13 protein-coding genes are annotated in these 14,676 nt (G+C 38.9%); 4 read left to right on the top strand and 9 right to left on the bottom strand.

The window, feature by feature from the left end:
• Nucleotides 1-247 precede the first annotated feature (247 nt).
• The 5 genes from I2484_RS19570 to I2484_RS19590 form a co-directional block, all read right to left on the bottom strand.
• Nucleotides 248-934 (bottom strand): hypothetical protein, encoded by a 687-nt coding sequence (locus tag I2484_RS19570; RefSeq protein WP_207152751.1) that lies wholly within the window; start codon nucleotides 932-934, stop codon nucleotides 248-250.
• 152 nt (nucleotides 935-1,086) lie between these two features.
• Complete coding sequence (locus I2484_RS19575) at nucleotides 1,087-1,521, bottom strand: SMI1/KNR4 family protein (RefSeq protein ID WP_207152752.1); 435 nt, start codon at nucleotides 1,519-1,521, stop codon at nucleotides 1,087-1,089.
• Nucleotides 1,522-1,961: 440 nt separating this feature from the next.
• Entirely contained in the window at nucleotides 1,962-2,768 is an 807-nt protein-coding gene (locus tag I2484_RS19580; protein ID WP_207152753.1) for an HAD family hydrolase, read from the bottom strand.
• Between the two features lie 199 nt (nucleotides 2,769-2,967).
• On the bottom strand, nucleotides 2,968-5,034 hold the full coding sequence (locus I2484_RS19585; protein ID WP_346014224.1) for a catalase: 2,067 nt from the start codon (nucleotides 5,032-5,034) through the stop codon (nucleotides 2,968-2,970).
• Between the two features lie 150 nt (nucleotides 5,035-5,184).
• Nucleotides 5,185-6,273: a branched-chain amino acid aminotransferase gene (locus tag I2484_RS19590; RefSeq protein WP_207152754.1), complete on the bottom strand. Its 1,089-nt coding sequence runs from the start codon at nucleotides 6,271-6,273 to the stop codon at nucleotides 5,185-5,187.
• A gap of 815 nt (nucleotides 6,274-7,088) precedes the next feature.
• Here I2484_RS19590 and I2484_RS19595 point away from each other — a divergent pair.
• Both I2484_RS19595 and I2484_RS19600 read left to right on the top strand, forming a co-directional pair.
• Nucleotides 7,089-8,057 (top strand): ring-cleaving dioxygenase, encoded by a 969-nt coding sequence (locus tag I2484_RS19595; RefSeq protein WP_207152755.1) that lies wholly within the window; start codon nucleotides 7,089-7,091, stop codon nucleotides 8,055-8,057.
• Nucleotides 8,058-8,374: 317 nt separating this feature from the next.
• Nucleotides 8,375-9,022, top strand: a complete 648-nt coding sequence (locus I2484_RS19600) for a CPBP family intramembrane glutamic endopeptidase (protein WP_207152756.1) — start codon at nucleotides 8,375-8,377, stop codon at nucleotides 9,020-9,022.
• A gap of 346 nt (nucleotides 9,023-9,368) precedes the next feature.
• Here I2484_RS19600 and I2484_RS19605 read toward each other — a convergent pair whose 3' ends face one another.
• From I2484_RS19605 to I2484_RS19620, 4 genes are all read right to left on the bottom strand, one after another.
• Entirely contained in the window at nucleotides 9,369-10,091 is a 723-nt protein-coding gene (locus tag I2484_RS19605) for an amino acid ABC transporter ATP-binding protein (RefSeq protein WP_207152757.1), read from the bottom strand.
• A gap of 17 nt (nucleotides 10,092-10,108) precedes the next feature.
• Nucleotides 10,109-10,819 (bottom strand): amino acid ABC transporter permease, encoded by a 711-nt coding sequence (locus I2484_RS19610; RefSeq protein ID WP_207152758.1) that lies wholly within the window; start codon nucleotides 10,817-10,819, stop codon nucleotides 10,109-10,111.
• A 58-nt stretch (nucleotides 10,820-10,877) separates the two neighbouring features.
• Complete coding sequence (locus I2484_RS19615) at nucleotides 10,878-11,672, bottom strand: basic amino acid ABC transporter substrate-binding protein (protein ID WP_207152759.1); 795 nt, start codon at nucleotides 11,670-11,672, stop codon at nucleotides 10,878-10,880.
• Nucleotides 11,673-11,917: 245 nt separating this feature from the next.
• A complete protein-coding gene (locus tag I2484_RS19620) occupies nucleotides 11,918-12,535 on the bottom strand; it encodes a cyclase family protein (RefSeq protein WP_207152760.1) in 618 nt (205 codons plus the stop codon).
• A gap of 312 nt (nucleotides 12,536-12,847) precedes the next feature.
• Between I2484_RS19620 and zwf the strand changes: the two genes are divergently transcribed.
• Together zwf and I2484_RS19630 are read left to right on the top strand one after the other, a co-directional pair.
• Nucleotides 12,848-14,299, top strand: a complete 1,452-nt coding sequence (zwf, locus tag I2484_RS19625) for a glucose-6-phosphate dehydrogenase (protein ID WP_207152762.1) — start codon at nucleotides 12,848-12,850, stop codon at nucleotides 14,297-14,299.
• Between the two features lie 242 nt (nucleotides 14,300-14,541).
• Nucleotides 14,542-14,676 (top strand): NAD(P)-binding domain-containing protein (locus I2484_RS19630; protein WP_207152763.1); only part of this gene is annotated, 135 nt, incomplete at its 3' end.

Consider the following 14,676-nt stretch of genomic DNA (forward strand, 5'->3'; position numbering starts at 1 on the left):
CAGAGCCAGGTCCTTGTGGTGCCTGGCTTCTTGGCTCGTGCATCTTGCCCGTAGAGGCTCCATGTCAAATCAACTTGGAGTCTGCAGTATACTTTGCAATACTATGTACGAATCCTTTGCAATTCTCTGTACTTCGTTTTTGCAAAATACACAGCGTACTTTAGTTTAATAAGTTCAGCAAGATAGTGCGTTAATTCTTCCTGGATTAACGCCCCCGATTGGTGAACAAAGGCTATGGCTATTCATCTCATTTGAACACATCAAAAACTTTGTTTTCTCCATCTTCATACTGGCAAATAACGATTTGTAGGTTTTTCATATTCCAGTCTTTAGAGCGTAGATAGATAAACGAATTATCCATTTCTACAATTTTGTCACCCGTAAGATAATGTAAATCGAAATATTTATCGTATTCCTCGTTGTAACCAGGTGTCTCAATCGTTATGGGACTAAATAAGTTTGATGGCTGTTGTGTGGTTTTTTTGATTACTCTCGTACTAATATTGTATTTATAAGTATATATAAACTCATTAGACATATCATCATTCCCAATAAAGATGGTCTTACCATCTTGTGAAACTGATGCCAACATCATTGGAAGGTCATATGACTTAATTTGTTCATATGAAATACGATTCGTAACTATCGAGTCTTGCATATTATATACGACTACACCAAATGTACCCTGCATTACCACAATGTTGTTATCGGTATATAAAAGTCTGGGTATTTCGGGACCGATATTCATTTTTTCAATGTCAGAAATGGCTACCGCTAATTCTTCACCGTCGGGTAAGGTGAAATTTTCATTATCAGAACCGTGTATAGGATGTTCGTTGTCTTGACCCACCAGTGTAATTGCATCGGAATCATTTGCTTGGCAAGACGCTAATAATAAGAACAGTGATATAAAAGTGAATGCTAATTTTTTCACATAGTCGCCTCCTTGATTTGTTAGACGAGAAGATAGTGTATATGTTTCAAATCATTCCTTGTTCAACTAAACTGCCCCTTTAGTTCAATAAGAAAAAAGGCTTTACTCCTTCTTGAAGTAAAGCACCCGTTAGTTGAACAAGGAGACTAGATTTAGATGGAAATCTCCCCAAGAATCCAACCTTTGATAAACTCTTCTAACGATGATGCAATTACACATCGGCTATCATCTTCATGGTTCCATACATAAATATCATCATTTTGAATACTTCCGTTTTCAATTGAATATCCAAACAAATCACCATTACCTGCATCGGAGAAAAATAAAAAAGTATCTAATGACCTCATAGAGTCAATCTGTTTGTGAATATCCCCCAAAAACAAATTTTCTTTGACCATCTGTTCTGTTGACCAAATAAAAGAAATTCCGTAGTTACCAAATACGCCATTTGTTTCTTTGCATAAATCAGCCAATTTTTTAGGTAGGTCAATATCTAATTCCCTTTTAATCAATGATATATCCGCTTCAGTTGCGGGTGCTTTAAACTGACACTCTTTTGAAATACTTATTAAATAATCTTTCCACATAATTGGTGCTTACCCCCTTTTAAATAATCACTGTTTCCTTCTTCAACTAAACTGCCCCGTTAGTTTAAGTGTAAACTTTCACAATATATAGATTTAATTAAACGTAAAATCTCCAAATCCCTTCAAAAATTTGTTCGCTCTTTATTAAGCGAACTACCTCAATTTTAGCACTGGTTTTAGCAACACCTCAAAATTTATGTGGTGTATTCAATTTGCGTGCCTATCGATATGCTAATAAACATGTCAAATTGAATAGAGTATTGATAAGACAACAAAATAGGAGACACCAATTCATATGCGAATTATGTCCCCTATTGAGCTGTTACTCGATGTTTTTTCCCCATCAATCGAATCCGTTAACCAAATAGGCACGCCTTTTCGTTTTTTAATGTTAGTAGTTTGTCAATCCACTTTTGGAACTTATAAAGTAAATAGGTTGCCTACTGTACGACTTCTTTCTTCGTCAACTCTTCAAGAATTGGAAATAGCTTCTCTAAATGATCAATTTCATAAGTTGGTACAACTTCTTCACTTGGCAGTTTATTCTCCCGATTAATCCAAACAGAACGCATTGCTACACGTGACGCCCCTAAGATATCGGTCATTAGATTGTCGCCTACCATAATTGCTTCATCTGCAGTCACGCCGCTTTCAGCAAGCACATGTTGAAAAATAGTTGCGTCTGGCTTCCCTATTCCGAATGCGCCTGAGATGATGATTTGGTCAAAATAAGGGACGAGTTCAGATGTAATTTCAAGTTTCGTATGTTGTAGACTTGGTGAACCATTTGTTAAGAGAACGAGTTTGTATGTATCTCTTAGACGGTCCAATACTTTGAATGTTTCTTCATATAGAAAAGGATGCTTTTTTCGTTCCTGTGGAAATAGTTCCGCTAACGTGCTGCCAAGATTTTTATCATTTATACCTATTCGCTGAAGCCCATTTGTCCATGCTTCTTTACGATAGCCTGGGACAATTGCTTTCATCTTTTGAAAATAAACGCCTTCATCATCAAATGTGCCCCACAGGCCTTCAAACGGGTTAATACCAATTATCTGTGTAAATTCATATGTATCATACGCTTCGTAAAGCTTTCTCGCTTCCAATCTGACAGCCTCTTCAAGTTCAGCGGGATTAAGGTCATGTACTTGGGCCGCGTATTCACATGTTTTTAGGAATGCCGTTTCCACGCTCTTTTTATCCCATAATAACGTATCATCCAAATCAAAAATAATCGCTTTTATCATAAAAAATCATCCCCTATCTGCTATATAAACTAGTATACATGATTTCAGACTAGTTTAACGAGTAAGAACAAAAGCGCAAGCGCCTGATCAGAGGCCAAAAGTGAAATAGCTTCTTTTGGAGTTTATCTACAGTACGAAATTTTATAATTTCCTAGCAAAAGAAAAAACTGCCCCTATTTGTAATAGGAGCAGCCAATCTTCAATAAATTTCTCTGTCCCAGAAACGTTGCTGTGCGATTGCTTTCACAAAATCATTATCAAAATCGGAATTATCTGTCGCAAATACAATTCCTGGCCCCACCTTTGCATTTGATAATTCGAAGAAAGGCGCGCCTGTCGATGCAAACCCTATCGGTTTATAATGCTTGAACGATTCGTTAATAAAATATTGAATATTGGAATTGAACTTTGCTTGATTTTCAGCCGTACCGCCAACAACATATAAACTATCAAATAATACCGGATCCATCGTAAGAAATGTTTCATTAACGATCACATTAAGACCATCCGCACCTCTCACTTTGCCCAGTTTTTCACCAACGATATCCACAGTAACGCCATATTTCCTTAGCGTTTTGACAGCTCTTTTCACCTCTTCACCATTAAAGTCATTGCCTATCAGCACGCCGACTTTCAACGTGTAAGGAACTCTCGTCGTATTTTTCTGACTGAGTGCAGGTGATGAGGCCTTGACGTTCACTTGATTGCCAGTAGGACGTTTCACTCCGACGCCGTCCGCCACCATGTCTGCCATTGCTTTATCAACATAAACGAACATATCGACGACCTGCTGTCTGACGTCACGGCTTTGTACCTTTCCAACTTCAAAGATGAAGGCATCAATGATATGCTGCTTTTCTGGTGGCGACATACTGTTCCAAAAAAGCCTTGCCTGGGAAAAGAAATCTTTGAACGAATCACTTCTCGCTTGAATGATACGCCCTTCCACTTTTTCTGCGTAATGGACAAATCCGCCTTCTTTCGCAGATGAGGTGGACGGTGTATTATCCGCAAGCGAGTTTTTATGGTAACTTACCTGACCAACATCAATTCTCTGGCGGCTATAGCCATTTCGTTGATTATTATGGAATGGACAGACGGCACGGTTGATGGGAATTTCAGTAAAATTCGGCCCCCCGAGGCGAATGAGTTGTGTATCTAAATAAGAAAACAACCTCCCTTGTAGCAACGGATCATTCGTAAAGTCAATTCCAGGTACGACATTGCCTGGGTGGAACGCAACTTGCTCTGTTTCGGCGAAGACGTTGTCAACATTACGATTTAGTGTCATCTTGCCAAATATTTTTACAGGAACAATTTCTTCCGGCCAAAGTTTCGTAGCATCAAGGACGTCAAAATCGAACATGAATTCATCTTTTTCATCAATCATCTGCACGCCAAATTCATACTCCGCAAAGTTCCCATGTTCAATTGACTCCCATAAATCTCGTCGTTGGAAGTCTGGATCTTTCCCTGAAATTTTCTGCGCCTCATCCCATACAAGCGAATGTACGCCAAGTAAAGGCTTCCAGTGAAACTTCACAAACCGGGCTTTTCCTTCTTCATTAACGAATCGGAATGTGTGAACACCGAATCCTTCCATCATCCGCCACCTTGTTGGAATCGCCCGATCCGACATCAGCCACATGACCATATGAGCTGATTCCTGATTGTTGGCTACGAAATCCCAAAACGTATCATGTGCAGAGGCAGCTTGCGGCATCTCGTTATGAGGTTCTGGCTGTATCGCATGGACAAGATCCGGGAATTTAATGCCATCTTGGATGAAAAAGACCGGAATATTATTGCCCACAAGATCATAATTCCCTTCTTCCGTATAGAACTTAACAGCAAATCCCCGTACATCCCTTACCGTATCCGCAGAACCTTTGCTTCCTACAACATTTGAAAACCTCGTAAAAACCGGTGTTTTTGTTCCGGGCTCTTGTAGAAACTTGGCTTTTGTGAACTCCTTCATGGATTCATACAATTCGAAAACGCCGTGAGCTGCATATCCTCTGGCGTGTACAACCCGCTCTGGAATTCGCTCGTGGTCAAAATGGGTTATTTTTTCCCTAAAATGGAAGTCCTCCATCAATGTCGGACCACGAATACCCGCTTTCAATGACTCCTCATCGTTCGAAACTTTCAGTGCTTGATTTGTCGTCATTTTTGTACCTGCATTATTCACACGGAATTGTTCCAACTGTTTATCCTTACTGTTTTCATCTACGACATGTTTGTGATTTGATGATGATTTATCCACACAATCCCCTTCCGTTATGCATTTAGTAATTGCCTGTTAAGAGTACTAGGCGCTTCCCTACTATATGCGGGACTTTCCAGACTGTGCACAAAGAAAAGGATAGCACCTTGGAAGGGCTACCCTTTTCTTACTTTATTATAGAAGGAACAGTTATGCTTTTACCGTATCAGCGACTTCGACTACCCAACCGAATGGATCTTCCACTTTACCAGTTTGAATACCAGTCAGTGTCTCATATAGTTTTTTAGATAATTCACCGGTTTCATTATTATTAACGATCATTATGTCATCGCCCCAATTAAGTTCCCCAATTGGCGAAACAACTGCCGCTGTTCCTGTTCCGAAGGCTTCCTCTAAAATACCTGCCTGGTGTGCCAAACGAAGTTCTTCCATAGAAATTTTACGTTCAATAACTGGAATGTCCCAATGTCTCAGTAATTGAAGGATTGACTTCCTCGTAATCCCTTCCAAAATACTGCCATTTAAAACAGGTGTAATGACTTCACCGTTAATTTTGAAGAAGACGTTCATGCTTCCCACTTCTTCTATATACTTTCTTTCTACTCCATCAAGCCAAAGAACTTGTGAATACCCTTTTTTGCTTGCTATTTCTTGTGCTCTTAGTCCAGACGCGTAGTTACCAGCCGTTTTTGCTGTACCAGTTCCGCCTTCTACTGCACGCACATACTCATTTTCAACGAGAATTTTAACCGGATGAATTCCTTCTTTATAATACGATCCAACAGGAGATAGGATAATAATGAATTTATATTTCTTCGATGGTGAAACGCCGAGATAGGGTTCAGTCGCAACCATGAATGGTCTTATGTACAGGGATGTTCCTTCTGTTCCAGGAATCCAGTCCTTATCGATAGTAATTAGTTTTTCTAATGCTTCGATTGCAATTTCTTCATTGAAAGCCGGCATGCATAAGCGATCACTCGATTTGTTCATGCGACGCATGTTTTCTTCAGGGCGAAATAACAGAACTTGCCCCTCTTTGCCTACATAAGCTTTCAATCCTTCAAAAATTGTTTGACCGTAGTGAAAAATAGTTGCCGCCGGATCCAGCTCAAGTGGCGCATATGGGACAATTCGATGATTGGTCCATCCTTGTCCTTCGCAATAGTCAGCTATAAACATATGATCCGTAAATACTCTTCCGAATTCTAATTGATCTGATTGCGGTTTTTGTTTTTTTGTTTCACTCAATGTTACAGTGATTGTATGGTTCGTCATGGTGTAAGCATCTCCCTATATCTAAGTTTCAGGCTGGCTGATTTGGTTATTTCCGTATATTATTTGATTAAAAAGGAATATCAAGATAAGCGTTACCTTAACGCTTAAACGATATCCCTTCATTTATCCATGTACGTAAATAACTTTCTAATAATATAGATTATATCAACTTCTTTGTAAATAAGCTATCTAATCATAAAAATAGTTTGCACATATTTTGTAGTTTCTTTCCAGTTTATAGTATCATCCTGATGAACACCAATGAAGATAAAAACAGAAGCACGTCTTTTGACTAACCATTTATTTGCATAGAATATCGTTGAGAATGGCTTGATAACCTCCATTTTCACTGGACCATTTCCGGCTCACTTTCAGCAAAATAGTCACGACAGGTTTGGGGAGGAATTGCAGTTCATTTCTCCTTTTCGGGGGCATGCTTGGCGGCTTTTCTCCAGGTAAGAAGCCAGCTACTCTTTCGTCCAAAAAAGCTTCAGCACTACATATACTTATGCTTATGCTTTGTACCGCAACAAAGTCGCATCCCTACACATCCAGAAATCTCGGTAATTGTAATAGAAGTCATTCAATCCAAAAGCGCAACGATACACCTAGCACCCTGTAGGTAATCATGTTATTCACTCGTTACTTTGGTTAATCATCAGACTTGAAACACAAGATATATATGGCAATTGAAACCGTCTTAACTTGAAACCTCGAAGGGACACATCTCTTGACAAGTTCGTCCCGTCGCTGTAATATTACCTTGAATTCAAGGTAATATAATTTAAGATTTATCAAAGAGAGGATTGAAGAAGATGAACGTAAAAGGTATTCACCATCTTACTGCGATGACTGGAAGCGCAGCACATAACTTTAAGTTTTACACAGAGGTTCTTGGTATGAGGTTAGTGAAAAAAACAGTAAATCAGGACGATACAACTGCTTATCATTTATTCTACGGAGATGAACAAGGGAACCCAGGAACTGAACTGACATTCTTTGACTTCCCAAATGCTGGACCAAAAAGAGCAGGCGTTAGCAGTATTTCCAACTCATCGCTTCGTGTCGCTAGTGACGAGGCGTTGAACTATTGGATTGAACGCTTTACTGAATTAAACGTTAAACATGCACCTATTTCAGAATTTGCTGGTCGCAATGTTATTTTCTTCGAAGATGCGGAAGGCCAACAATTGACGCTCGTATCCGATGAAACAAACTCTGTTGCTACAACAGGAACGCCATGGGATAAGAGCTCAGTTCCCATTGAGTATGGGATAACCGGGCTTGGCCCAGTTAGACTAACTGTCCGCACTCCAGAACCGACAATTGCAGCGCTTCAGATTCTTGGATTTACGGAGAAGAACCGAGTTCCAGCACTTGTCGAAGGACAAGATGACATCATCGTTATGGAAGTTGGAGATGGCGGAACGGGTGCTGAAGTGTTCGTTGAGCCACGCACTGATTTACCTGCCGAGGTTCAAGGGATAGGCGGCGTTCACCATGTAGCCTTCCGTGTTGACGACGAAGAAGAACTGCATGCATGGATTGATAAAATTAACAGTTCACGCTTACCAAACTCCGGGTTTGTAGAACGATTCTATTTCCGTTCTTTATATTTCCGCGAGCCTAATGGCATCTTATTCGAACTTGCAACGGATGGACCCGGATTCGCAACAGATGAGCCACTTGAAACACTGGGTGAGTCGCTTGCACTACCTCCATTTTTGGAAGGTAAACGGGCGGCAATTGAAGCGAATATCAAGCCGTTGAATACGAAACGATAATAGGGCAACGTCCAGAACTTATAGCTGTCGTTATACATCAAGATTCCTACAAGAAGTAATCGCCATTACGGGTGGTTACTTCTTTTTTCATTGGAAATATGTTTTGATGAGTTAAACATAAAAATCTTACATAAAGTTGTTTAGTGTTATCAATATATCCCTTGAAATTCAATTGGTAGATTATACTGATTAATCAACCAGTAAATGATACGATATAATGAAGGTGGATTAAAATGTAGTGATTATGAAAATGATATTCATTGCGACCCGATAAATAGGGATGTTTATTACGATTTATAACACATGGAGGATTTATGATGAAACTTTTAGTCTTATTAATTGGCCCTACGATTATGATTTATTTAGGTTTAATCATATTCAAAAGTGTCCCTATTACCTTCATTCTATTCTATGGTTGGCTTTTATTTGTTCCGATTCTATTATACATTGGAAATAAAAGTATACGTTGGGACTGTAAAAAACACCTCAATCTCAAATCTTTCACAGTTGGTTTGACTAGTGGTCTTATTTCTTTGGCGGCAATTTACGGGGCAGTTGCTCTACTACATAATTTAGTTTTCGATCTTGGCGAACTAAAACAAGTTTTAGTAGAGTGGAATTTCACAGGAAGTATCCTTTTCTGGTTAATTGCTTTCCTCATCTTCATCAACCCTGTTTTAGAAGAGCTGTATTGGAGAGACATAATGTATAAGCGCCTTATAGAAAAAGTAGGTGCGGCTCAGACGATTATGATTACATCATTTTTTTATAGTCTATATCATCTAGTTCCGCTCTTTTCAATTTTCGCATTTCCTTTTAATTTCATTGCTGTTATTCCGGTATTTATAGCAGGTCTTATGTGGGGATTCTTTAGGTACAAATTGAATTCAATCAGCGCATCAATTATTAGTCATATCCTAGCTGATCTTGGAATCATGTTGGTTTACTTGAACTATATTTTGTAATTGGCCCTACCAGATATACCATGAGTAATCTACTATAAGTGTTGAAATAAAGAATCCTTATGAATCCTCTATGTCATTAGGGGATGCCCTCGTTCAGTTTATATAAGTATTCACTCGTTCAATATATAGGTAACCGGTGTATGTTGTGTTGCCCCAAACCGTATTGATAGTCATCATAATGCATCAATATAAAAATCACCTCACACACATTTGTTTACCTGTATTATATATGTCACTTTACCATGCAAGAAGATTTAATAATTCCTTCATTAAAAAAGAAAACAGTATAAGCGAACATACATCGCCTATCTGCTTTCTGTGATTCCGGCTTGCTAGATTAGTCAAACTAGAGCACTTTACTTAAAAATGCTTTTGTTCGCTCGTTTTTGGGTTTATTAAATAATTGATCAGGTATACCTTCTTCTACGATTATTCCTTGATCCATGAACATCACGCGATCGCCCATCTCTCTCGCAAAGCCCATTTCATGCGTGACAACGACCATTGTCATCCCTTCAATTGCAAGCTGTTTCATGACATCCAGCACTTCTTTCACCATTTCTGGATCGAGTGCAGAAGTCGGTTCATCGAATAGCATGATTTTAGGTTGCATCGCTAATGCCCTTGCAATTGCTACACGTTGCATTTGACCACCAGATAACTGTTCGGGATAAGAATTTGCTTTATCAGCTAGCCCGACCTTCTTCAACAATTCGTGAGCTAGTTTTTCAGCATCCGCAGAATTCATTTTCCGAATTTTTCGCGGAGAAATAGTGATATTATCGATTACACGCATATGCGGGAACAGGTTAAACTGTTGAAACACCATACCCACATCTTTCCGTATTCCATTAATATCCGTTTTGGGGTCATTTACTTTAACTCCGTCAATATAAATGTTGCCTGCAGTAATATCTTCCAACAAATTTATACAGCGTAAAAATGTGCTTTTCCCGGAACCACTTGGACCGATAACACAAATTACTTCTTTTTCCTTCACTTCATAATCGATTCCTTTTAACACTTCCAATTTCCCAAAAGACTTATAGAGGCCTTCCACTTTAATCATCTGATCACCTTCCTACCTTAACGCCGGGTTGAGAACATTTTCTTTCTTTGTGTTGGGACATAACTATTACTAAAGCGTTTTTCTACATACGAAATTATTTTACCGAAAATGAAAGTTAGACACAGATAAAGGATTGCAACCGTAATATACGGCTCCCAAAATCTTGCATAAGCACCTGCAACTACTTTACCTGCATACAATATATCATTTGCGGCGATGACCGTCACTAGTGACGAATCTTTTAGAAGCGCAATCAGTTCATTGCCAAGCGGTGGAACCATTCTTCTAAAAGCTTGCGGTAGAATAATGTTTCTCATCGCTACATTTTGTGTCATACCAAGAGATCTTGCCGCTTCCATTTGCCCTTTTTCAATTGACTGAATGCCTGCACGGATAATTTCTGCATTGTATGCAGCACTGTTTAAAACAAGCGCAAGTACACCCGATACAAAATAACCTAATGAATGACCGAAAATCCCTGGAATAAGAGCTAAATGTATTAATAGAATTTGTACAAGTAATGGCGTTCCGCGGAAGAAGTCGACATAGTATTTGGATGGATAGTAAATCCACTTTTTCTTGGATAGTTTCCCCATACCAACGAATAAGCCTAGCACAAAGCCCCCCAAATAGCCGATTACGGTAAGTGCTAAAGTAATTCCAATTCCACGAATGAATAGATCGCGATAGTTCCAAATCATATCCCATCTTATATCCAGGAAATCCAATTCAATCACCCCCATTTACTGACTTGGTGTATGCATATCGTTTTTCAACCGCAAACGATTAGTCAACATCAAATCCTGTGATTTCCTTCAATTTCCCGTTTTCTTTGATAATCTTAATCCCTTCATTCAGCATATCAATAATTTCTGTATTGCCCTTTTTGACCATCAATCCATAAAACTCTTTTTCAAAACTATCATCTTCTACTGTTTTAACTTTCACTTTCGGGTTGTTCGCTTTGTAATCAATGATAACTGCATTATCCCCTATGGCTGCATCCGCATTGCCATTAATCATTTCACTGATTGCTAGTGGCATAGATTCTGTTGCTACGATTTTGGAACTCGTTATTCCCAAAAGCTTTTTAGTTACGGTATGACCCGTTGTATTGATTTGAACAGAAACCTTTTTATCCTTCAAATCTTCAAACTTGGTAACAGTTGAATCTTCCGGTACAAGAATCAATTGATTTGCGGCGAAATATGGATCTGTGAAATCAAATGATTCTTTTCGTTCATCCGTGATTGTAATAGATGATACAGCGAAGTCCACTTCTCCACCATCTACAGCCGGGAATAAAGGCTCCCAACCATAGTTTTTAAATTCAACTTCAAATCCCGCCGCCTCTGCAATCGCTTTCACGATATCAATGTCAATCCCAACGATGTTTCCTTTCTCATCCATTAACTCCATTGGCGCATACGTAGCATCGGTCCCAACTTTTAATACCCTTTTTCCGCTGTCTCCGTCTTTCGATGCACCAGAATCTTTCGTGCCTGTTCCACAAGCGAACAATAGAATACTTACACTTGCCAACAGTACCCCCAATGATATGAAGCGCAATCCTTTTTTCATTGCCATTCCCCCCGTATGTTTTGTGTTCACGCAACATGAATCATCACAGTTATCCGAAAGTTCTGGATAGTAACTTTATTATATACGAGTCATCATTCCTATACAATAGAAAAAATGGACGTTACCTAAGCACGACGGACCATATGTGTAATCCACAGATCGTTAATTTCAGAGTTTCCTATAGGAACCACAAAATCCCACCGGTAATAGTTATCCGGTGGGATTTGATTCTCAACTAATGAAATTTATTGTAGTCCCTCAAATAATAAAACTCTTGCGGGTGATGCATCTGTACCTGTTAATTTTAAAGGTGCAGCAACCATGAAATAGTCCCCTTGTTCAACCTCTTTTAAACGAAGCCCTTCAATAATAATGATTTCATTTCCAAATAATGTTTTATGAGTTGGATGCCCTTCTTGGCTTCTTTCGATTCCAAGCGTATCTATTCCCACTCCTCGAATACCAATCTCGGAAAGATATTTCGCCCCATCTTGTGCTAGATAAATAAAATCAAAATTAAATGTTTCCTCAAAAGAATTTTTCGTTTTAAATAGGACAAAATCATTCTTTTGAATCTCAAATTTCTCCAAATCCTGTTTAGAAATTCCATCTTCTACGTTTGTTAGATCGAGTACTTTACACTGTCCCACAAGACTTTCCATTGAGATTGATTCAAACGTATCTCCATCTACAACCATGTGAAGCGGTGCATCGATATGTGTGCCTGTATGCACATCTATCTCCAACCGAGTTTCAGTTACATAGCCATTTGTTACCCGATTAAATTTCGGTTGTTTTTCAGGTTTATTTTTATAAACGGTCATACCTTCATAAATGGTGCCTGTTACATCATGCATTTTCATTTTAGCAACACGTCCTTTTTTTTAGTGTCTGACTATAGAGCTATCCTCGCATGTAGTTTAGCATGCTGTCTAGCAAAAATACTTTAGTTACCTGTTCAGTATACCAAAAATGATGCTATGATCATGCATGTCCTCTATATGATTTCGTCTCTAGTCTTAGAACCACGTATCGTTTAATGATATACTTGAAACAGATTCAAGTATTATTCGTGTCTACACTGAAATTGGAGGAAAGCGATAATGGATGAACTAACAGCCCCGACTGAACCTGAAGCGAAAAATCAATTATTTGATTTACAAGAAGAATGGACAATGCAAGACATGACCTTTATTTTATTCGGTGCGACAGGAGACTTAGCAAAACGCAAGTTATTTCCTGCTTTATATAATTTGTTTCTCGACGGCAAATTGCCAGATTCTATCTCCGTAATTGGTTTAGGGAGAAACTACTTTCCAGATGACATTTTTCAATCAAAAGTCGAAAGTGCACTTCGGGAATATTCTAGAAGAGCTGTCCAAACTAACGGATTGAATGATTTCTTAGCCAAGTTTCGATACTGTAAATTTGATGCAGCAGACAATGATTCGTATCAAAACCTCCACGAACTTATTCATGACAGAGAAATAGAATTAAACATACCCCAAAATAGACTTTTCTATTTGTCGGTTGCTCCGCAACTAGTTGAAGTTATTACATCAGGTCTTAATAAGAGTGGAATCAATCAAACGACAGGCTGGAAGCGGCTCATTGTCGAAAAACCCTTCGGAAACGATCTAAAGACGGCTCGACAATTAAACGAGAGATTAAACAACGCTTTTAATGATGAAGAAATTTATAGGATTGATCACTATCTTGGAAAACCTATGGTCCAAAATCTTGAATCCTTTGAATTTGCAAATCCAATATTTGGTTCATTATTGGATCGTAAACGAATTTCTAATATACAAATTACAGCATGTGAAACAGTCGGCGTAGAAACACGGGCCGATTATTACGATCAGGCAGGCGCAATTCGAGATATGGTTCAGAATCATCTTCTCCAGTTAGTTATGATGACAGCCCTTCATCTACCCGAAAAAATGACTGCCAAAGAAATTCAAAAGCAAAAAATAACTATTATGGAATCTCTACGACCTATCTATAAAGATAAGATGGAACAAAATGTTGTTCGTGGTCAATACGAAGCCGGCGAGATTTTCGATACCCCGGTTGTTGGTTATAAAGAAGAGCCTGGGGTTGCTGCTTCCTCAATGAATGATACATATTTCGCCGCTCGCCTCTTTATTGACAATCCATCTTGGAGCGGAATCCCCTTTTATATACGGACAGGGAAACGGATGGCTATAAAATCCACCAAGATTGTCATTGAGTTTAAGAACAAGGTAAAACAAACAGATGCCCTTCCAGCTGATGGGATCACTCCAAACTTATTGATATTCGAAATTAATCCGAATGAAGGCATTTCTTTAATGGTAAATATGAAAAACCCTTCAAGTAAACAATTTGAGCCCACTTACATTTCCTTCTCAACCAATTCAGAGGTTCAGCCAGAAGCATATGAACTTCTTCTATTTGATGCGATACGCGGAAACGCAACATTCTTCGCCCATTGGAAAGAAGTTGAATTATCATGGCAGTGGATTCAACCATTACTGGAAGCTTTCCAAGAAAACACACTACCTTTACATCCATACCCTGCCGGTTCAAATGGGCCAGAAGCTGCTAATCAACTATTGCAGGTTGATCAATTTAAATGGTGGTAAAGAGCAAAAGCGGAAGCGACTGTTACAAATGAACGACGCCAAAGTACGACGCGTACTGCGGTAATCAGGAGGGATGCAGTTCAATCCCTCCTGGCTGCGTGACCCACATCCTGTTGGCCTCCAAGCCTTTAGGTGCTGGAATCTAGACGTTAAATCTCCATACTGCAAATTATCCATAGTACAAAGTTCTATTATTTGCAAAGCAATATCTGGTGAATAACATAAATGAATGGGGTAGAATTATGACTAAGAAACAAATGGGCGTTATTGGTTTAGGCGTGATGGGGATGAACCTAGCGCTAAACATCGAAAGCAAGGGCTATTCGGTAGCTGTCTATGATTATTGGACAGATCGAACAGATGCATTCTCGAACAAT

It is taken from the genome of Sporosarcina sp. E16_8 (assembly GCF_017347095.1).
Classification (GTDB): Bacteria; Bacillota; Bacilli; order Bacillales_A; family Planococcaceae; genus Sporosarcina.

What these genes read in the sequence shown, in the direction of transcription:
- I2484_RS19600 (WP_207152756.1), top strand. Translation starts at nt 8,375, where the DNA reads ATGAAACTTTTAGTCTTATTAATTGGCCCTACGATTATGATTTATTTA.
- I2484_RS19595 (WP_207152755.1), top strand. Translation starts at nt 7,089, where the DNA reads ATGAACGTAAAAGGTATTCACCATCTTACTGCGATGACTGGAAGCGCA.
- I2484_RS19605 (WP_207152757.1), bottom strand. Translation starts at nt 10,091, where the DNA reads ATGATTAAAGTGGAAGGCCTCTATAAGTCTTTTGGGAAATTGGAAGTG.
- I2484_RS19620 (WP_207152760.1), bottom strand. Translation starts at nt 12,535, where the DNA reads ATGAAAATGCATGATGTAACAGGCACCATTTATGAAGGTATGACCGTT.
- I2484_RS19615 (WP_207152759.1), bottom strand. Translation starts at nt 11,672, where the DNA reads ATGAAAAAAGGATTGCGCTTCATATCATTGGGGGTACTGTTGGCAAGT.
- I2484_RS19575 (WP_207152752.1), bottom strand. Translation starts at nt 1,521, where the DNA reads ATGTGGAAAGATTATTTAATAAGTATTTCAAAAGAGTGTCAGTTTAAA.
- I2484_RS19580 (WP_207152753.1), bottom strand. Translation starts at nt 2,768, where the DNA reads ATGATAAAAGCGATTATTTTTGATTTGGATGATACGTTATTATGGGAT.
- I2484_RS19590 (WP_207152754.1), bottom strand. Translation starts at nt 6,273, where the DNA reads ATGACGAACCATACAATCACTGTAACATTGAGTGAAACAAAAAAACAA.
- zwf (WP_207152762.1), top strand. Translation starts at nt 12,848, where the DNA reads ATGCAAGACATGACCTTTATTTTATTCGGTGCGACAGGAGACTTAGCA.